We start from the raw sequence: 19690 nt of genomic DNA, 5'->3' as shown, positions 1-19690 counted from the left end.
ACGTATATGGAATAAAATATTTCATTAAAAACGGGTTATGCTTTTATATAGCGTAACCCGTTTTAATTACTCTTTAATGGGAAGAGGTACAAGCTGGGTAAGAAGCAGGCTTATACTACGGATAGTATTTGCGGAATATCGAGTTTTATTCACAAAGGGTAGGTCTATCCTTATAATAGAGATGTTGCTTAAGTACAGTGTTTTTTCACTAAACTTAATAATTTTTTCTATTTTGATTTTGAAGTATATTTTAATTATTTAATATTAAAACCAAAGTTTTTTTGCTTAATGTGCCTTTTTATCTACATATTTTCCGTAATCAGGTACAGCAATTTTATCAAATTCTTGAACGAGTGTGTTGAGGCTTGTTGATAGCAAATCACCTGACATCGGTATCCCATGCCCAGTAACAGCAACTAGAGGCTTTAGTTTCTCTAGCTTAATAACTGACTCTTTAGCGGCTTTCCAGTCTGTTGTTAAATAACGAGGTGGTCCGCTTATTTCCTGTTCCTGAGTAATTACTTTATATAAATATTCCTGTTTCACTGTAACAAAAGCGTCCCCAGCAATTAAAGTTCGGTCTTTTTCTCGGAATAATGAAATATGCCCTGGAGTATGTCCTGGTGTATGAACCCATCTAAACTCTGGCATATGAGGAACGGTTCCATCTGCAGGTAATACTTTTACGCTATTTTCTAAATTAATCGGTTCGTTAGGGAACAGAGGTGACATTTTCGCTACCATACCACCTTCAACTGTTGGATCTGGTTCAGGATAGCTTTGTTGTCCAGTCAGGAAAGGTATTTCCATTTGATGTGCATAGACTGGAACATCCCAATACTTGATGAGTTCAATTATTCCTCCAACATGATCAAAATGCCCATGAGTTAAAATAATTGCTTTTGGGCGGCTATTTGTACCAAATCGCTTCTCAGTAACAGATATAATTTCATTTGCACATTTAGGCATTCCAGCATCAACTAAAACAAAATTATCGGTATGCGGATTTCCAACAAAACATATGTTGACGATTTGAATCGTGTAGCAAAATAAATCAGGCAATACTTCGAGGCCATGACCACTCTCAATTGAAGTTGCTGGAATAAACTTGTAATCACTTCCATAATTCATTTCATTGTCCACTTTTTCTCCCCCTTAACTTATTCCAATATGACATTATAGTTCCCTAATTTTGAAAATCCATTTTGGGGGATGTCGTTTTCTCCCGCTTTAATGGGCAGTAAGACCCCACTGATTAAAGTTTCACTTTACAGTATACTGACTTTGTTTCTTACTCGTTTATTACATTTACTATCACAAGTGCCCTTATTAAAATGAGGAGAGAAACGTACTTGATTATAGGAAGTTTTTATTTAAGAGGAGGAACTATCATATGGCAAAGGTACTAATGTTTAATTTTCCAGGGGAAGGACATGTGAACCCAACTCTTGCACTTATTGAAGAATTAGTAAAAAGAGGGGAAGAGGTTGTTTATTATTGTGTAGAGGAGTATAAGGAGAAAATTGAAAAAACAGGAGCTTTGTTTCGTCCATATGAAAATTTTTTAGCAAAAGTAGACATGTTGAAAAGGATGAATGGAGAAATAGATCCCTCTGAACTATTATTACATATGGTAAAATCCATGGATAAAATAATAAAGATTGTTATAGAAGAGTTGAAAGAAGAAAAGTATGATTACGTAATATATGATAACAATTTTGCAGTAGGATGGATCATAGCTGAAGCATTACATTTACCTAAAATCTCTTCATGTACAACATTTGCAGTTACGAAAAAGTTATTTAACGCATTGATGAACAATCATAATGAAGGAGACAAAAAATCACCTCTTTATCAAGAAGTTACGCATATTTTAGCAGAGTGGCAAAAGGTATATGGCTTTTCTATGAATGAAAAGAAAAATGTAATGACTTGTGCTGGAAATATTACTATCGTATATACATCTGAATTTTTCCAACCTGATGTGGAGGAATTGGATGATTCTTATATCTTTGTTGGACCCTCTATTACATCACGGAAAGATATGCAAGAAATTACTTTTAAAAAGAAGGAAGAAGAGAAACTCATTTATATTTCTATGGGAACTGTATTTAATCAACAGATGGATTTTTATTACATATGTTTTGAAGCATTTAAAAATTTTCCTGCTACCATCATATTGTCCGTAGGAAAACATATTGACATCAACCAATTGAAAAATATCCCATCTAATTTCAAAGTTTATAATTATGTGCCTCAGTTAGAGGTATTGAAACAAGCTAATCTTTTTATTACACATGGGGGAATGAATAGTTCTAGTGAAAGCTTATATTTTGGTGTTCCTATGATCGTTATCCCAGTTATGGGAGATCAACCGATAGTGGCCCAAAGAATAGAAGATTTAAAAGCTGGCATACAATTAAATCTAAAAAAGCTTACTCCAGTGACATTATATAATGCAGTAATGGAAGTATTATCGAATGATGTATACTTAGAAAATAGTCATAAAATCAAATGTACTTTAAAAAATGCTGGTGGATATATTAAAGCCGCTGAAACAATAGAACTATTTAAGTTGAAGACGGGTATTAAATAAGATGCCCCAGTTGCCAAACACAGCAGCTGGGGCATCTTATTATTTCTTCCTAACTTAATTATACCACGTAAATCAAGTTCAAAATAGACTGTTTCTTCTCATTTACTCCTGCTACAATCAAGAACACATGCAAAGTAAGGAGAGATGTTATATGAGTTCTTTCGTTCTCGATTTTCAGGAAATAGAAAACACGCAGCTTTCACTCGTTGGTGGGAAAGGTTTGAATTTAGGGGAGTTATCAAGCGTTCAAGGGATACAAGTGCCAGAAGGATTTTGTGTGACAACAGTAGGATATGAAAAGGCTATCGAACAAAATGAAGATTTTCGCACTTTGTTGCAGCAGCTAACAAAGTTGAAAATGGAAGAGCGAGCTCAAATTGGTGAAATTAGTAAGAAAATTAGAGAAGTTATTATGGCAGTAGAAATCCCTTCTGATGTAGTGGAAGCGGTAACTCATTATCTCTCACGTTTTGGAAATGAACATGCGTATGCCGTGCGCTCTAGTGCTACGGCTGAAGATTTACCATATGCTTCATTTGCAGGTCAACAAGATACGTATTTAAATATTATCGGAGAAGAAGCGATTTTACAGCATATAAGAAAGTGCTGGGCGTCTTTATTTACAGAGCGAGCAGTTACGTACCGCATGCAAAATGGTTTTGAACATAATCAAGTTTCTATATGTGTTGTCGTTCAAAAAATGGTTTTCCCTGAGGCTTCGGGCATTTTATTTACGGCTGATCCGGTTACTTCTAACCGAAAGGTGTTATCAATTGATGCCAGTTTTGGACTTGGTGAGGCATTAGTATCAGGATTGGTCTCTGCCGATAATTATAAAGTAAAAGAAGGCGAAATTGTCGATAAGATGATCGCAACTAAAAAAGTAGCTATGTATGCTTTAAAAGAGGGCGGAACAGAAACGAAACAGATTGATCCGGCTCAGCAAAAAATTCAAACATTGTCTGAACAACAAATATTACAACTAGCAAGTATTGGAAGACAGATTGAAGCTTATTTTGGTTGTCCGCAAGATATTGAATGGTGTTTAGCCCATAATACATTTTATATTGTCCAAAGTCGCCCCATTACGACTTTATATCCAATTCCTGAAGAAAATGATGGGGGAAATCATGTATATATATCAGTTGGCCATCAACAAATGATGACTGATGCGATGAAACCACTTGGGTTATCTTTTTTCCTGTTAACGACTAATGCTCCTATGCGTAAAGCGGGAGGACGGCTGTTTGTTGATGCTACACAACAATTAGCTTCACCTGCTAGCAGAGATTATTTAATAAATACTTTAGGAAAATCAGATCCACTCGTAAGAGATGCATTAACGACTATAATCGAGCGAGATCATTTTATTACATTGTTGCCGGATGATGAAAAAGAAAAGATTGTTAGTAAAAGTAAGCAACCTGTAAATTCGCAATCGGAAATCCAAAATGATCCGGCAATCGTTACGAATTTAATACAGAATAGTGAAGCATCAATCGAAGAGTTAAAACGAAACATGCAAACGAAATCAGGAACGGATGTACTTGATTTTATTTTGGAAGACATCCAGCAATTAAAGAAAGTATTATTTAACCCGCAAAGTACGGCTGTCATTATGGCAGGCATGAATGCTTCGGCTTGGATCAATGAAAAAATGGAGCAATGGCTAGGCGAAAAAAATGCAGCAGACACGCTTTCTCAATCGGTACAAAATAATATTACATCTGAAATGGGTTTAGCATTAATGGATGTTGCGGATGTGATTCGGCCGTATCCAGAAGTTATTGCGCATTTACAACATGTAGAAAACGATAACTTTTTAGATGAAATAGTTCAGTTTAAAGGTGGAGAAGAAGCCCGAGATGCGATTCGAACTTTTCTAAATAAATACGGAATGAGATGTAGCGGAGAAATTGATATTACGAAAACGCGCTGGAGTGAAAAGCCAACTACAATTATCCCAATGATTTTAAATAATATAAGAGACTTTGAAGCGGGTGCGAGTAAACGGAAATTTGAAGAAGGACTGCAAGAAGCTTTGAAAAAGGAAGAAGAATTATTAGAGCGATTGCAGCAATTGCCGGATGGAAAACAAAAGGTAGAAGAAACGAAGCGAATGATTCGTAATATACGTAATTTTATCGGTTATCGTGAATATCCGAAATACGGTATGATTAATCGCTATTTCATATATAAGCAGGCGTTGCTGAAAGAAGCTGAGCAACTTGTGCAGAGCGGTGTCATTCATGAAGTTAATGATATATACTATCTAACTTTTGAAGAGCTTCACGAAGTTGTTCGCACGAATAAACTAGATTACGAGCTGATACAAAAACAAAAAAATGATTACAAATTATATGAAAAACTAACGCCTCCTCGCATCATGACGTCTGAGGGAGAAATTATTACAGGTAAATATAAACGAGAAAACCTCCCAGCTGATGCGATTGTAGGCCTGCCTGTTTCTTCAGGAGTGATTGAGGGAAGAGCTCGCGTGATTTTAAACATGGAAGAAGCGAATTTAGAAGAAGGAGATATATTAGTTACTGCGTTTACTGACCCCGGCTGGACACCGTTGTTTGTGTCTATAAAAGGATTAGTCACTGAAGTTGGCGGACTTATGACGCATGGAGCAGTAATTGCACGTGAATACGGATTACCAGCAGTCGTTGGAGTAGAGAATGCTACAAAATTAATAAAAGACGGACAACGAATTCGGGTACATGGGACTGAAGGGTATATTGAAGTGTTGTAATGAAATAAAAGATCATCCGCTAGTATAGTGGATGATCTTTTCATATATACTTGACTTATTTCTTTAAACCAGCCGCATAAAAAGGTCCATGAACTGCGATTGTTGATAAAATACGAGCAATTTCCGCTGGTGTTTCTTTTTGTCCGTTATTTAACCATTGCTGAATCACACCAATATGAGCAGATGCCATATAAGAGGTTAAGTATTGGCTTGGGACAAGTAAATTCTCTTTATTAATGAGAGCGCCATTCGTATCTTCAAATATTGTTTTCCACATAAAGTCTTTCAGTTTTGTTTGGAAAGATAAATCTCCTTTTGGACTTAATACAGCTTTCATAAAATCACTATTTTCATTTAGAAATTCAAGAATAGAAGTGATAAGTATAAACGGCATTGTTGGGGAAGGGCTTGAGCCGAGATCAGCAATAACTTCCGGAAGTTTCTGTTTAGCAATGCTAGAAAACTTATACATAATTTCTTCTTGGCATTTCGTCATTAAATCAAACTTATCTTGATAATGTGCATAAAACGTACCACGATTTATGTTTGCTTTCGTTGTAATATCTTTCACTGTAATGGCGTCAAAACCTTTTTCTTCAATTAATTCCACAAATGCATTTCGTATGGCAGTTTTCGTGCGAACAACACGTAAATCTAAATTACTCTCACGCAAAATAGGTTCCTCCTTAATTTTAGCCAACACATTTTAAGAATGTGTCTTATAACCGACACATTCACGATTTTTGATTATTGTATAAGGTTCAACTCAAACATATAATTCAAATATAAATAAACAACACGTTGTTGGTTATTATAAATCAAATGATAGGAGGAGAAAAGGAAATGTTTAAAAATAAACTTTTATGGTTATCACCAGTTCTTGCACTACTTGTTGTTTTTATTTTTTCATTAACGTTATTTCCAACCGTTCAGCCTCAGCCGAAAAACTTGCCAATCGCAATTGTAAATGAGGATCAAGGAGTAGAAATTCCGAATCAACCGAAGATGAATATGGGGCAAACGATTGTTGATAATATGAAAAAAACATCAAAATCAGAGGAAGAACCCGCAGTGAAGTGGGTAGAAGTGAAAAATAAAGAAGTAGTTCAAAAAGGCTTAAATAATCAAGAGTATTACGCAGCATTAGTTATTCCAAAAGACTTTAGTACAAAACAAGCATCATTACGAACACCGCAGCCATCTTCGCCAGAGGTAGAAATATTCATCAATCAAGGAATGAATACAGCAGCATCATCTATGGCAGGTCAAATGTTAAATACTGTAGTTGATAATATGAACAACAATGTTCGTACACAAATATTAGAAGGATTGAAAGCAAACGGGGCTACTTTAACAACAGACCAAGCTGCGAAAATAGTAACACCTATTGTAAAGAAAGTGACAAATGTAAATGAAACCGGAAAAAATAGTGCGAACGGGAACTCGCCAATTTCATTATTCCAGCCGTTATGGATCGCAAGTTTAGCGAGCGCAGCGCTTATCTTTATCGCGATAAGTAAAATGCCGATTCGTACAAGAAACGAAAACTTCGTATTAAAACTAAAGCAAATCGTAACAGGCGCAATTGCCGCAATTGTTATTGGGTTCGGTCTTACATGGATTGCAGATGGAATGGTAGGACTAAATATTTCAAATTTCACTGATACGGCACTGTTTTTATCTATTACATCCTTTAGTTTCTTCTTAATGATATCGGCGGTACTTTCATTAGTTGGACTAAAAGGAATTGGTGTATTCGCACTCTTACTATTCTTTGGGGCACCGTTATTATCATTAGCACCGGAAATGTTGTCGCCATTTTATCAAGACTGGGTGTACGCATGGTTGCCAATGCGATTTATGATTGAAGGACTGAGAGAAATATTCTTCTTCGGAAAAGAGTTAAGCTGGAGTACACCTCTTACTGTACTCGTTTGGATTGGTGCGGTAAGTATGGCTATTATTCTATTGACTGCTTTCAAACGTAGTGCAATAAAGGAACATAAAACAGAATTAAACGCTTAGAAAAAAGAACGTTTCACTTGTAGTGAAGCGTTCTTTTTGTATACATGCTCCTGCTATTACAAATTGCATAAAATGTTATACGGAATAATGGAGGGGATACAATGTATAATTCGAATTATTATGATTCGTATAGGCAAAATGATAAGCTGATTCGCGATATTGAGAAAGCAATTAATGGAGAGTTTAGTGCAATAAGTTGCTATGCGAAATTAGCCAACATGGCTCCAAATGCGGCGGAACGAAATCAAATTCTTGAAATTCGTAACGATGAAATCAAGCATTTCCATCATTTTGTACAAATCTATACAAATTTAACTGGTCAGCAGCCGAAACCACAAATTACTGAAGATTGTCCAAATACGTACTTACAAGGATTAGAATTCGCTATACAAGATGAACAGAAGACAGTAGATTTTTACTTAGAAATTTCAGATGAAACATCGGATGCACATTTGAAAGAGTTAATGCGCAGAATAGCTGCCGATGAACAAAATCATGCGGTGTGGTTTTTATATTATTTTGTGAAGACGAAGTGAATGCTTAATGAAACACTTATATATGAGTAGAGGAAAACCGTTTCGCTAGTAGTGGAGCGGTTTTTGTGATGAAATATAAGTTACATAGATATCGGCAAAATATAGTAATCAGATTTGATATATAATATACGAACCGAAAATGAAAATAAAAATAAATAAGCAAGGAGCAAACAAATGAAACGAGGGCTTTTTGTATATATTCCAAATGAATATGATAATCTACTTTGGAAAGTGTTAAAGCCGATTAATATTTCTTCATTCGATTGGTGGGTGGGGAATGAAGAGTCCTACTTAATAGCGCGTGGTGGATTGGAGGAGGCATTATTTCCAGAGCAACCAAGTGTAGTAGAAGGGTTAGAGTTAAAAAGGTTAGTTAAAGAAAACATATATTATCTTATTTTTGCAGATTTAAAAGCATATCCCAAAGGAGAAATAGTGCTAGATATTGAAACATATGAAGAGTTTATGGAAAGTAAGTGTGGGATAGTCGTATTAGTGGCGGACGGTCAATACATACAAATTTATGCGAAAGACCAAAAAGCGATTGAACTGATGTATGAAAACGCACGGAATCAGGGGTTTTATGTAGAATATGTTACAGAAGAAAATGACGGTAGAACACGTTTGTCAGTATAGTAGGAATTTGAAAGGGGAAACGTAATATGGAGAGAACTACAGTTAAAGAATATACAATTCGAATTGCTACGGAAGAGGAAAGTGATAGCATTATCACGCTATTAAAAGAAGTGGCACAGTGGCTACAACATAAAGAAGTGGCACAGTGGCAGTATCTGTTAGGAGAAGAAGCTACGGCTGAAATACTAGAAAGTATAAAAGAGAAATATACATATGTGGTTACGAAAGGAGATGAAATTGTCGGTACGGTTACAGTATCTCCTAAACAAAATGAATGGGATGAATATATTTTTGGGAAAGAGGAAGTTTCTAATTCATTATATATTCATAGATTTGCGGTGAAACGGAAGTATAAGGGGAACGGAATAGGAGAATGGATGTTACAGTGGATAGAAGAGAATATACAACATGATAAAGAGTTTTTAAAACTAGATTGTGTAGGGCATAATCGCATATTAAATGATTTTTATAAGAGAAATGGTTTTGAATATGTTGGCAGTACAGATGGACTTAGTAAGTTTCAAAAGAAAAGGGGATAGTGAATGAATCAAATTGATACTGGTTTAGTAGAAAGGTATTTCAAGAAGTATTGCAAATAGATGAAGAAACATGGAATAGAGCAAGAGGATGGGCACTTTGGAAAGCGTTAATTACATATGATGCGAATAAGACTAGTAATAAGATAGTAGTAGACGAATCATATCGTGTGATTCAAGTGATTGCGAATGATTATAAGAGGTAGTAGAAAAAGCCTATTTCAAAATAGGCTTTTTCATATGGTGAAATATTAGAAATTGAAAGAAGGAATCTAACATAATTATACAGAATATTTAGATAATAGGAGGTGTCGAATTTTGAGTGAAATTGAATTAAAAAGGAATGTAATTAAGACTGGGAGTGAGAAGGGGGTTATTCTTCGGTTTATACTCGCTAGTCTAGTTGGGGTATTTATGTTTTTCGTACCAGTTACGATAAATGGTGCTTCTTCTATTATGATTGATCATATCGTATCCTGGATAAGGACTTCTGTTCCAAGCGTCGTACCTTATTACGCTCTACTCGTTATGGCAATAGGTGCAATTTATCCGTTTTATACGAAAAAATGGAATACATCTATCGTAGATATTTGTTTTTCTGTTTTAAAAGTAGTTGGCGTCGTTTTTGGTGTATTATATTGTTTGAAAGTAGGGCCAGCTTGGTTCTTTGCACCAGATGTAGGGCCGTTTTTATATGAGAAATTAGTCATATCGGTAAGCTTACTCGTTCCAATTGGTTCGGCGTTTTTAGCGTTATTAGTCGGATATGGATTGCTTGAATTTATCGGTACGTTTTGCCGTCCCATTATGAGACCGTTATGGAAAACGCCAGGCCGGTCAGCAATCGATGCGGTTGCTTCCTTTGTGGGGAGTTATTCGTTGGCCTTATTAATTACAAATCGCGTGTATAAAGAAGGAAAGTATACGACAAAAGAAGCAGCGATCATCGCTACAGGTTTTTCTACAGTATCCGCAACATTTATGATTATCATCGCAAAAACATTAGACATTATGCATTTATGGAATGTTTATTTTTGGACTACTCTCGTTGTAACATTCATCGTAACTGCTATCACCGTAAGACTCCCACCCCTTAGTAGAAAACCAGATACATATGTAACGGAAGAAGGGTTCCCAGAGCCCGTTTATAAAGAGAAAATGCTAGAACGCGCTTGGGAAGATGCGTTAGAAGTATCGAAATCTGCGCCGAGTATTATGAAAAACATTGCAGTAAATTTAAAAGATGGTTTTATTATGACGATGGGAATTTTACCATCGATTATGTCTGTAGGGTTAATTGGTATTGTCTTAGCGAAGTTCACGCCAATATTTGATTGGGTCAGCTACATTTTCTATCCTTTTACATGGCTATTACAATTACCAGAAGCAGACTTAGCTGCTAAAGCGGCATCCGTTGGTATTGCAGAAATGTTTTTACCATCATTATTAGTAGTTAGTGCACCACTTGTGACAAAGTTTGTCATTGCGGTCGTTTCAGTATCATCTATATTGTTCTTCTCAGCTTCCATCCCTTGCATTTTATCGACAGATATTCCGTTAAAAGTATCAGAACTTATCATTCTCTATGTACAAAGAACGATATTAACGTTGCTTATCATTACACCGATTGCTTATTTGTTGCTTTAAAAAGGGGAAAGGTATAAAAAAGAATCCTTCTATAAAAGGAAGGATTCTTTTGTTTAGTGTTTTTATCAATTAAATACCTTAAAATGTACACTTTTTTGATGTTTTATTTGTTTTTCGAATATGACGTAATACTTCTTAAGAAAATTCCTAATCCTGCAAAAAAGAATCCCAAGCATAATAAGCTGCCTGGCGTTCCCCAAGTAATTTGATCTAGCATTTTTATATCCTCCCATTTACCCCATATTAATTAACTGTAAAATTTTCACTTTATTATCATATAGTATTTTTTTGGTTTAATCCAGAATTATCCATACTATTAAGCTGAAAAATTGATTCATAAATGAAAAAAAGAATCTTTTTGTGGAAAGAATAGCGTTTTTGGTATGCAAATTTTTAAAGAACGTATATAGACCTTTAGAAAAAGAAAAACCTTACATGAAATGAAACCAATATAAATGTAGCTTGCTATAATGGGATATACACGGTATTTGTTAGAGGTTTTTGCCGATTATTATGTAAGAAGGTATTAAAACTTTAATTTTAATATCCATATAATAAAATGTATATTTCTATGATATAGTAAGAAAAAGGGGGCTTACAAATGGAAATCATTCACGAAAGAGTAAAGCTACGGTTAATGGATAGTGATGATGTCGAAACTTTGTTTTCGATTGTAGAAGGAAATCGGGAAATTTGGGCGTATTTAATCTCTAAAATGGATAGTGTGCAAGATATGCAGCAATATGTGCAAAAAGCGATACAAGGTTATGGAAAAGGTACGCAAATTCCTTTCGTTGTAGTGGATTTACAGATAAATGCGATTGTAGGAAGTACACGTCTATATAATATTTCAGTAGAAGATAAAACAGTCGAGTTAGGACAAACGTGGTATCATCCAAGTGTCCAGCGTACGAGTATAAATACAGAGTGTAAGTATATGCTTCTCCAGTATGCTTTTGAAAAACTGCATATGCTCAGGGTACAAATTAAGACGGATGCAAGAAATGAAAAAGCACAACGAGCAATTGAAAGGTTAGGAGCAGTAAAAGAGGGCGTGCTTAGAAATGAAAGAAAATTACCGAATGGACATGTGAGAGATGCGGTTGTGTATAGTATTATCGCAAGCGAATGGCCAGTTGTGAAAGCACGTCTATTAGAAAAATTAGAATTGTATAAAGAAAAGCTATAATTCGTGTTTTGAAAGGTATATTATTTGTAATACATAAAAAATATACCTTTTTTCTTACAAAATGCTACTTTATTTTAATTCCTTTTGTTTCATCGTTCCCTTCTGAGAAAAAATTCGTTACAATGTAGTTGTATGGTAATAAACTTATGAATTTAAAACATGTAATGAAAACCGCAAATGAAAATGAATTGATAATCCTCAATTTTAAATGAAAACCCTTTTATACATAAATAACAAGTAAAGTTCCTTCTTTTAAATAAACTCAAACAAAACGATTTGATATAAATGTTTTTTTATAGAAGTATGGATGATGTACGGAGGCAATTACAAATGAAAGAAAATAAGAAGAGTAAGAAAAGACGAATCTTTCAAGTATTTTTACTAATGATTTGTTCTGCTATTTTATATGTAAGTTATGCAGCTTACGATATTTGGAGTTATCGTTTTAAAACAGATGATAGCGTGAAAACGGATGCTGGTATCGTACTAGGAGCAGCTTCTTGGAACGGAAAACCATCTCCTGTATTTAAAGAAAGAATTAATCATGCGATTTCTTTATATAAGAACGGAAATATTAAAAAGATTATTTTTACAGGTGGTACAAAGTTCGAGGCAGAGCTTGAGGAAGCGCGTACGGCAAGAGTATATGCAATGAAACAAGGTGTAAAAGATGAAGATATTTTAATTGAAACAAAATCCCTTTTCACTGAAGAAAATTTAAAGAATGCGAAGGAAGTTGGAACAGAGAACGGAATACGCACATACACGATTGTAAGTGATCCACTTCATATGAAACGCGCAATGAGAATCGCAAAACATATTAATATTGAAGCGTATGCTTCACCAACGCCGACATCAGCATATAAAACGTTAGACACAGAAATTCCATTCTTCTTTAAAGAATTATTCTCGTATATTGGATATGTAACCTCTTTGCCATTAAAGGCATTAAAGGGAGACTAATAAGAAAAGAACCTATCTTTCAATAGGAACTTTTCTTATTAGTCAAAAACATTGTATTTTTATCGGAATAGTGAAACAATAGAGAGGTAGCTTCATATAATCATAATGACAAAATGAACGGTTTATGAATCGAACATAAAGGAGATTATAGTATGGCACTCTCATTTGTTGAAACAGAAAAACAATTTTTTATTATTGAACAACTAAATAAATTGATTCCGAAGTTCATGGAAAGGGAGCATCAACTAAGTGAATTAGGATCATTTCCGTATGAAAATATAAATGATTTGAAAAATATCGGATATACGAAATTAACGTTACCGAAGGAATTTGGTGGTAGTGCGATTTCTTTATATGACTTCGTTTTATTTCAAGAGAAAATCGCGGAAGGCTGCGGAGCAACTGCATTATCGATTGGCTGGCATCTTGGTATTGTGAAAGAGCTAGCGGAAAATCGCTCTTGGAATGATGAGATGTTCAAATGGTTTTGCGAAGAAGTGCGTAATGGGGCGCTCTTTAATAGGGCAGCAACAGAACCAAAGACAGGGAGTCCGACGCGTGGCGGCAAACCAGAAACAATAGCGGTTCAACAAGGCGAGAAGTGGGTTATAAATGGAAGGAAAACTTTTACAACGATGGCGCCAATACTTGATTATTTTATTATTTCAGCAAGTATTGAAGGCCGAGAAGAAGTTGGAGAATTTGTCATTCCAAGAAATACACTCGGTGTATCCATTGAAGAAACGTGGGATAGCGTCGCGATGCGAGGGACTGCTAGTCATGACCTTGTCTTACAAAATGTAGAGATAGAAAGTCGCTTTTTTACAGATGTAAAGGACGGAAAAGTAAAACAAAAGGGTATTGGCTGGTTGCTACATATACCAGCATGTTATTTAGGAATTGCACAATCAGCAAGAAATTATGCAGTTCAGTTTGCGGGATCATACAAACCAAATAGTTTAAACCATTCTATTAGTTTATTACCGAATGTTAGAAGATTAGTTGGAGAATTAGAACTCGAGCTTATGCAAGCTCGCGTCTTTTTATATCAAATTGCGAAAAAATACGATGAGGCAGAAGATAAACTGTCACTACAAGTAGAGCTGGCAGCAGTGAAATACGCCGTAACAAATGCGGCGATATCCATAGTGGATAAATCAATGCGCATCGTAGGAGCAAAAAGTTTATCAGAAAAAAATCCGCTTCATCGTTATTATTTAAACGTTAGAGCAGGACTACACAATCCGCCGATGGATGATGCAACACTATCTATGTTGGCGGATGCGGCGTTTCGGTCGTAGGTTTAAAAACATACTAGCAAGAGAAAGAAGATCCTATTGTTGGATCTTCTTTTTTTATAAAAATTAATAGAAAGGGAATTCTATTAAATTAGTAATCATATTACTTAAAAATTAAGCGTAAGAATATAGTAAATGAAGGGAGATATAAAATGAATAAAGTGAAACTGAAAGTATTTCATATAAAGTATGTAATGATATGTATTTTATTCACGATTATATGTATTCTCACTTCATTCTTCATTTCTAGTAATTCAAACGTATTTAAATCTTATTATGTTAATCAATTATTAGGAACGAATTCTACGAAAGGCCTTATGTATATGATAGGCAGCGAAAATCGTTATTTTGCAGAAGAATTTCATAAAGAAAAAGGACGAGCGTCTTTGGAATCTTTTTTACTTTCACTTTCTACAAATATTAATGTAAATGACCTTCGAAGCTTATTAACTCGAGAACTTCCAAATATGAATCAATTTTATTCGGAAATATTAATTGCCGGGGAAGGAACAGATTATACGAACATTCCTGAAGAATCCAGCATTCCTTTAGAGAATATTCAAGATAAAGGTACTGCTGTTAAACATCCAAAAAGTGAGAAAGAAAACAATTCAAATACACAAAATAACGGCGAAAATAAAGTTTTTATTTATCATACACATAGTTGGGAGTCGTTTATTCCTCTCATTCCAGGTGCTACTAAACCTGATGATGCCTCTAGTACAAATAATGAAGTGAATATTACGTTTGTCGGAAACTATTTAAAACAAAAGTTAGAAGAAAAAGGAATAGGCGTTTCACATGATACGACAAATATGAGGGACTTTCTGCGAAATAAAAATTTAAACTGGGCCCAATCTTACAAAGGATCTCGTCAAATATTACAAGAAAAATTAGCACAAGATAAAAATATTATGTTTCCTATTGATCTTCATAGGGACGATGCACGAAAAAATATTACGAAGAAAACGATTAATGGAAAGGATTATGCACGACTCTATTTTATTTTAGGTCGAGAAAATCCTAACTATGAAAAAAATAAAAAAATAGTAACGGCAATCAATTCATATTTAGACGAGAAGTATTACGGTTTAAGCCGAGGCATTTTTATTAAAGATCGTAAAAGCGGGAACGGAGTATATAATCAAGACCTTTCTCCAAATGCATTACTTATTGAAATGGGAGGGGTAGATAATACACCAGAAGAACTGTATGCTTCCGTAGACGCATTAGTAGAAGCCTTTAGCCACTATTATAATGAAGTGGTTAAGAAAAATAACTAAATATAGCGGAGAAATTTAGTGTTTTTGTAAAATGAAAAGGAGTGACACCTAGTTAGGCGTTCTAGGGGGTTACTCCTTTTTTGTAGAATATGAAAAATATAAGATTACCAATACATGTTATCAATTGAAAAAATCTTTCTTTTCATTCTTCTTTTTATCGTTTTATAGGAGAATGCTATGCTTCTTATTTCACCTACTGTATAATAAGAAAAAAGCACGAAAAGAGGTCATCTCATGCTAGAGGTTATTGCAACATGTTTAGAAGATGTAAAACGAATTGAACGAGCTGGCGGGAAGCGAATTGAATTAATTTCATCTTATACAGAAGGCGGTTTGACGCCGAGTTATGCATTTATTAAAAAAGCGGTAGAAGCAGTACATATACCGATTCACGTTATGATTCGCCCGCATGCGAAGTCTTTTACATATACGGAAGAAGAAATTGAAATGATGAAAGAAGATATTGTAGTTGCTCAGAAATTAGGAGTAGCTGGTGTTGTATTAGGTGTATTAAATGAAAAGAATGAAGTGGATGAAGAGAAACTAGCGAATTTATTATCTGTGGTAGATGGGATAAATGTTACATATCACCGTGCAATAGACGACATAGAAAATCCAGTAGAAGCGATGAGAACTTTAAAGAAGTTTCATAAAGTGACTCACGTTTTAACTTCAGGTGGACAAGGAAATATAGTGGAGAATATCCCGGTGCTTACAGAAATGCAAAAGGTAAGCGATGGTCAAATTCAGCTTGTAGTTGGAGCTGGCGTGACGAAAGAAAATATAAAGCAATTGCTAGATGAAACTGGCATTTCGCAAGCTCATGTTGGTACAGCCGTAAGAGAAGGGAAATCATGTTTTGCTGAAATTGATCTTAATTTAGTACAAGAATTAGTTCAAATCATAAAATAAATGCGTAAGAAAGAGGAGAAATGATGAAGGAAAATACGAAGAAAGAATTATTCTCATGGGCTAAAACGATAGGATTTACCCTTGTATTAATCGCAATTATTCGCGGTGTATTATTTACACCGTCATTAGTACAAGGCGAATCGATGATGCCTACACTAGAAAATAATGAACGAGTTCTCGTAAATAAGATTGGTTATAGTATAAGTGGATTAGAACGCTTTGATATTATCGTCTTCCACGGAAAAGAAGGATACGATTTAGTAAAACGAGTAATTGGTTTACCAGGCGATACAGTTGAGTATAAAAATGATGTTTTATATGTAAACGGAAAAGCGATGGAAGAACCATATTTAAAAGAGTTTAAAGAAAAAGCAGCAGGCCGTGTGTTAACTCCAGACTTTACGTTAGAACAAATCACAGGAAAAACGAAAGTGCCAGAAGGCCAAGTGTTTGTTTTAGGAGATAATCGTGAAGTTTCTAAAGACGGTCGTATGTTTGGATTTATTTCAGAAGATGAAATTGTCGGAAAAGGACAAGCTGTTTTCTGGCCGTTGAAACAAGTGAGAGCGTTATAAAGAAAAAGTATGGGAGAAATATTCTTCCATACTTTTTTTATGCCTATTTATTTAAATGTTTGGTTTTGCCATAACTTGAGCTTTTGAAAGAGAACCATCATTATTTCTAAATTTCATTTTGTATTCACTTTACATAAAGGTTAAGTAGCTGAAAAATATATTGTTAAAATTGAAAGAATATTTTATAATTTTAAATTATATGTTTGTTTCAGAAAATGGAATTTAAGTTCCGGAATTCGGAACAAGAAGGAGATAGAATGATTATAAATAAAACGGCAGTTAAGACAATGGATATTTTAGAGTTGTTTTATGAGCATGAAGAGCTAAGTTTAACAGAGATGGTTCAGCTTACAAGTATGCCGAAAACATCTGTTTATCGTTTAATTGGCTCGTTAGAAGAAATGGAGTTTTTACAAAAAAACGAAAAGGGGAAATATCGTTTAGGAGTCGTGTTTTTACGGTTCGGTCAACTTGTTTCACAAAGACTATCCGTAAGAAATATTGCGATTCCATATATGAAAGAGCTTAGAGATAGTTTAGGGCAGGCAGTTAATTTAATTATTCAAGATGGTAATGATGCGATTTATGTGGAAAAGATGGAAGGTGCTCAACCTGTACGTGTGTATACGGCGGTTGGAAGAAGAGCGCCACTTTATGCGGGTGCATGTCCGAGAATTTTATTATCGTATTTCTCTGAGGAAGAAAAACGAAAATACATAGAGGAAACGGATTTAAAGCAATTTGCAGATGGAACAATTGTAGATAAGAAACAATTGCTAGAAGTGTTACAAATGGCAAAAAAGGAAGGACATACAATTAGCTACTCTGAGTTAGAAAATCATACAGCAGCTATAGCAGCGCCCATTTTCGCAAATGATGGAACGGTTGTAGCAGGCATTAGTATTTCTGGATTAGCAATTGAGTACAGCGAAAGTAACATTCCATATTTTATCGCTAAGGTGAAAGAGACAGCGAATCGCATTTCGAAAGAACTCGGCTTTTTGGCATAGAAAGAGGGAGTAGGATGAAATTTTCTGCGTTAGGGGATCAAGCAATTATTGTTACATTTGGTGAGGAAATCGGGATGGATGTATATGAAAAAGTACAACGATTATTTCAAGTGTTGCAGCAACATCCGTTTACAGGAATGATCGAATGCGTTCCGTCGTTTACTTCATTAGCTGTTTACTATGATTTGTATGAAGTATGGAAGGAAAATGATAGAAAGATAAGACCGTATGATTACGTATGCCAATACATAACTGGAATGTTACATACGTATAAGGAAGAGCTGAAACGAGATGTGAAACATATTTCTATACCTGTTTGTTACGGGGGAGAATATGGACCTGATTTAGAAGAGGTCGCACATTATCACGGTTTACAAGTAGAAGATGTGATTCGCATACATAGTGAAACAACGTATTTTGTGTATATGTTAGGTTTTACACCAGGGTTCCCGTATTTAGGAGGACTATCAAAAGAACTAGAAACGCCTAGAAAAGAAACACCGCGGTTACAAATCTCTCCTGGTTCGGTAGGAATCGGCGGAAATCAAACAGGTATATATCCGCTTGAAACACCGGGTGGATGGAATATTATTGGCCGAACACCAATCTCCTTATTTAATCCAGAAGAAGAAACACCAACATATATTCAAAGCGGTATGTACTTAAGATTTATCCCGATAACGAAGGAAGAGTACATATCACTTGAGGGGGCCAAAGAATGGATGTAGAAGTTTTGCATGCAGGGATGTTTACAACAGTCCAAGATTTAGGGCGAACTCATTATCAACAATACGGTGTACCAGTTGGCGGGGCCATGGATCAAAGTGCACTTCAGATAATTAATATGTTAGTCGGTAATGAAGAGAATGAAGCGGGACTCGAAATGACAATTAGGGGACCTAAATTGTTAATAAAGAAAACGACTTTACTTGCGATTGGCGGAGCGGATATGGAACCGTTACTAAATGGGGAGCGTATTCCATTGTGGCGTCCCATTTTAGCAGAAGAAGGTAGCATGCTTTGTTTCGGAAAAGTGAAAAGTGGTTGCAGAGCGTATGTAACTTTTGCCGGTGGTATACAGATTGATCGCATAATGGGAAGTAAAAGTACTTACATACGTGCAGCGATTGGTGGTATTGAAGGGAGAATGCTGAAAAAAGGAGATTATTTTCAAATTGGTACGCACACAGAAATGGCGAGTCGTTTTATTCAAGACTTAAAAAAGAGAGAGCAAATCAAAACGAACTGGGCAATTAGCAACAGCATACGGCCAAAGTATAAGAAATATCCTAAGCTTCGCGTCATAACTAATTTTGAATATGATCAATTTACAGAAGAAAGTAAAAAGGCATTTTTTACGAAAGAGTACAAAGTATCTAATTACGCTGATCGTATGGGCTATAGAGTTGAAGGAGAAGTTTTAAATAGAGTGGAAGAAAAAGAGATTTTATCGAGTCCTGTTACATTCGGAACGATTCAAGTGCCGAATGGTGGACAGCCGATTATATTAATGGCAGATAGGCAAACGACGGGCGGATATCCAAGAATGGGAAATATCATTTCAGTAGATTTACCTCTTCTTGCACAGTTAAAACCAGGGGACTATGTTTCATTTGAGAAAATTACACTTGAAGAAGCGGAACAATTGTACATAGAACAAGAAATCAATAGGAATCTATTAAAGAAATTCATCGCTTTACGAAGCTGACATTAGGAGGGTAATATC

General features: G+C 35.1%; 18 protein-coding genes and 1 pseudogene. 17 read left to right on the top strand and 2 right to left on the bottom strand.

Annotated elements, in window-relative coordinates; genetic code table 11:
• Positions 1–285: 285 nt before the first annotated feature.
• Positions 286–1143, bottom strand: coding sequence for an MBL fold metallo-hydrolase (locus tag PDK19_RS12875; protein WP_242268998.1), 858 nt, complete (start codon positions 1141–1143; stop codon positions 286–288).
• Between the two features lie 250 nt (positions 1144–1393).
• On the opposite strand from PDK19_RS12875, the gene PDK19_RS12870 reads away from it, so the two are divergent.
• Both PDK19_RS12870 and ppsA read left to right on the top strand, forming a co-directional pair.
• Complete coding sequence (locus tag PDK19_RS12870) at positions 1394–2596, top strand: macrolide family glycosyltransferase (RefSeq protein WP_073530843.1); 1203 nt, start codon at positions 1394–1396, stop codon at positions 2594–2596.
• 151 nt (positions 2597–2747) lie between these two features.
• A complete protein-coding gene (gene ppsA / locus PDK19_RS12865; RefSeq protein ID WP_270707241.1) occupies positions 2748–5354 on the top strand; it encodes a phosphoenolpyruvate synthase in 2607 nt (868 codons plus the stop codon).
• A 55-nt stretch (positions 5355–5409) separates the two neighbouring features.
• On the opposite strand, the gene PDK19_RS12860 is transcribed toward ppsA, so the two are convergent.
• Complete coding sequence (locus PDK19_RS12860) at positions 5410–6027, bottom strand: TetR/AcrR family transcriptional regulator (protein ID WP_016717903.1); 618 nt, start codon at positions 6025–6027, stop codon at positions 5410–5412.
• Between the two features lie 170 nt (positions 6028–6197).
• On the opposite strand from PDK19_RS12860, the gene PDK19_RS12855 reads away from it, so the two are divergent.
• The 15 genes and pseudogenes from PDK19_RS12855 to PDK19_RS12785 all read left to right on the top strand — a co-directional run bounded on the left by PDK19_RS12855 (position 6198) and on the right by PDK19_RS12785 (position 19672).
• Entirely contained in the window at positions 6198–7379 is a 1182-nt protein-coding gene (locus PDK19_RS12855) for a YhgE/Pip domain-containing protein (protein WP_049112253.1), read from the top strand.
• Positions 7380–7480: 101 nt separating this feature from the next.
• Positions 7481–7915 carry a ferritin-like domain-containing protein gene (locus PDK19_RS12850; protein WP_049112257.1) on the top strand — a complete coding sequence of 145 codons (435 nt, stop codon included), beginning with the start codon at positions 7481–7483 and terminating at the stop codon, positions 7913–7915.
• A 174-nt stretch (positions 7916–8089) separates the two neighbouring features.
• A complete protein-coding gene (locus PDK19_RS12845; protein WP_000820274.1) occupies positions 8090–8551 on the top strand; it encodes a DUF2691 family protein in 462 nt (153 codons plus the stop codon).
• A 26-nt stretch (positions 8552–8577) separates the two neighbouring features.
• Complete coding sequence (locus PDK19_RS12840; protein ID WP_270707238.1) at positions 8578–9090, top strand: GNAT family N-acetyltransferase; 513 nt, start codon at positions 8578–8580, stop codon at positions 9088–9090.
• A gap of 26 nt (positions 9091–9116) precedes the next feature.
• Positions 9117–9293: pseudogene (locus tag PDK19_RS12835) on the top strand (aminoglycoside phosphotransferase); the annotation flags it as partial.
• Positions 9294–9405: 112 nt separating this feature from the next.
• Positions 9406–10734 (top strand): YjiH family protein, encoded by a 1329-nt coding sequence (locus PDK19_RS12830; protein ID WP_001289389.1) that lies wholly within the window; start codon positions 9406–9408, stop codon positions 10732–10734.
• A 601-nt stretch (positions 10735–11335) separates the two neighbouring features.
• A complete protein-coding gene (locus tag PDK19_RS12825; RefSeq protein WP_000402602.1) occupies positions 11336–11923 on the top strand; it encodes a GNAT family N-acetyltransferase in 588 nt (195 codons plus the stop codon).
• Positions 11924–12253: 330 nt separating this feature from the next.
• Positions 12254–12886 (top strand): YdcF family protein, encoded by a 633-nt coding sequence (locus PDK19_RS12820; RefSeq protein WP_049112261.1) that lies wholly within the window; start codon positions 12254–12256, stop codon positions 12884–12886.
• Between the two features lie 152 nt (positions 12887–13038).
• A complete protein-coding gene (locus PDK19_RS12815; RefSeq protein ID WP_270707237.1) occupies positions 13039–14187 on the top strand; it encodes an acyl-CoA dehydrogenase family protein in 1149 nt (382 codons plus the stop codon).
• 149 nt (positions 14188–14336) lie between these two features.
• Positions 14337–15467 (top strand): stage II sporulation protein P, encoded by a 1131-nt coding sequence (gene spoIIP, locus PDK19_RS12810; protein WP_049112264.1) that lies wholly within the window; start codon positions 14337–14339, stop codon positions 15465–15467.
• Between the two features lie 234 nt (positions 15468–15701).
• Positions 15702–16379: a copper homeostasis protein CutC gene (locus PDK19_RS12805; RefSeq protein WP_049112265.1), complete on the top strand. Its 678-nt coding sequence runs from the start codon at positions 15702–15704 to the stop codon at positions 16377–16379.
• 23 nt (positions 16380–16402) lie between these two features.
• Entirely contained in the window at positions 16403–16954 is a 552-nt protein-coding gene (gene lepB, locus PDK19_RS12800; protein WP_000662493.1) for a signal peptidase I, read from the top strand.
• 257 nt (positions 16955–17211) lie between these two features.
• Positions 17212–17964 (top strand): IclR family transcriptional regulator, encoded by a 753-nt coding sequence (locus tag PDK19_RS12795; protein ID WP_270707234.1) that lies wholly within the window; start codon positions 17212–17214, stop codon positions 17962–17964.
• 14 nt (positions 17965–17978) lie between these two features.
• Positions 17979–18692 carry a 5-oxoprolinase subunit PxpB gene (pxpB, locus tag PDK19_RS12790; protein ID WP_270707232.1) on the top strand — a complete coding sequence of 238 codons (714 nt, stop codon included), beginning with the start codon at positions 17979–17981 and terminating at the stop codon, positions 18690–18692.
• Positions 18683–19672 carry a biotin-dependent carboxyltransferase family protein gene (locus PDK19_RS12785; RefSeq protein ID WP_270707230.1) on the top strand — a complete coding sequence of 330 codons (990 nt, stop codon included), beginning with the start codon at positions 18683–18685 and terminating at the stop codon, positions 19670–19672. The genes pxpB and PDK19_RS12785 overlap by 10 nt, the downstream gene beginning before the upstream one ends.
• Positions 19673–19690 lie beyond the last annotated feature (18 nt).

The organism is Bacillus cereus group sp. BcHK124 (assembly GCF_027712065.1).
Lineage (GTDB): Bacteria > Bacillota > Bacilli > Bacillales > Bacillaceae_G > Bacillus_A > Bacillus_A pacificus.
Note: the sequence above shows the minus strand (reverse complement) of the source record. Positions and strands in the feature narration are given on the sequence as shown.

Excerpts from the sequence above, each read along its gene's own strand:
- PDK19_RS12870 (WP_073530843.1), top strand. The coding sequence starts at position 1,394 with ATGGCAAAGGTACTAATGTTTAATTTTCCAGGGGAAGGACATGTGAAC.
- ppsA (WP_270707241.1), top strand. The coding sequence starts at position 2,748 with ATGAGTTCTTTCGTTCTCGATTTTCAGGAAATAGAAAACACGCAGCTT.
- PDK19_RS12855 (WP_049112253.1), top strand. The coding sequence starts at position 6,198 with ATGTTTAAAAATAAACTTTTATGGTTATCACCAGTTCTTGCACTACTT.
- PDK19_RS12850 (WP_049112257.1), top strand. The coding sequence starts at position 7,481 with ATGTATAATTCGAATTATTATGATTCGTATAGGCAAAATGATAAGCTG.
- PDK19_RS12845 (WP_000820274.1), top strand. The coding sequence starts at position 8,090 with ATGAAACGAGGGCTTTTTGTATATATTCCAAATGAATATGATAATCTA.
- PDK19_RS12840 (WP_270707238.1), top strand. The coding sequence starts at position 8,578 with ATGGAGAGAACTACAGTTAAAGAATATACAATTCGAATTGCTACGGAA.
- PDK19_RS12825 (WP_000402602.1), top strand. The coding sequence starts at position 11,336 with ATGGAAATCATTCACGAAAGAGTAAAGCTACGGTTAATGGATAGTGAT.
- PDK19_RS12820 (WP_049112261.1), top strand. The coding sequence starts at position 12,254 with ATGAAAGAAAATAAGAAGAGTAAGAAAAGACGAATCTTTCAAGTATTT.
- PDK19_RS12815 (WP_270707237.1), top strand. The coding sequence starts at position 13,039 with ATGGCACTCTCATTTGTTGAAACAGAAAAACAATTTTTTATTATTGAA.
- spoIIP (WP_049112264.1), top strand. The coding sequence starts at position 14,337 with ATGAATAAAGTGAAACTGAAAGTATTTCATATAAAGTATGTAATGATA.
- PDK19_RS12805 (WP_049112265.1), top strand. The coding sequence starts at position 15,702 with ATGCTAGAGGTTATTGCAACATGTTTAGAAGATGTAAAACGAATTGAA.
- lepB (WP_000662493.1), top strand. The coding sequence starts at position 16,403 with ATGAAGGAAAATACGAAGAAAGAATTATTCTCATGGGCTAAAACGATA.
- PDK19_RS12795 (WP_270707234.1), top strand. The coding sequence starts at position 17,212 with ATGATTATAAATAAAACGGCAGTTAAGACAATGGATATTTTAGAGTTG.
- pxpB (WP_270707232.1), top strand. The coding sequence starts at position 17,979 with ATGAAATTTTCTGCGTTAGGGGATCAAGCAATTATTGTTACATTTGGT.
- PDK19_RS12785 (WP_270707230.1), top strand. The coding sequence starts at position 18,683 with ATGGATGTAGAAGTTTTGCATGCAGGGATGTTTACAACAGTCCAAGAT.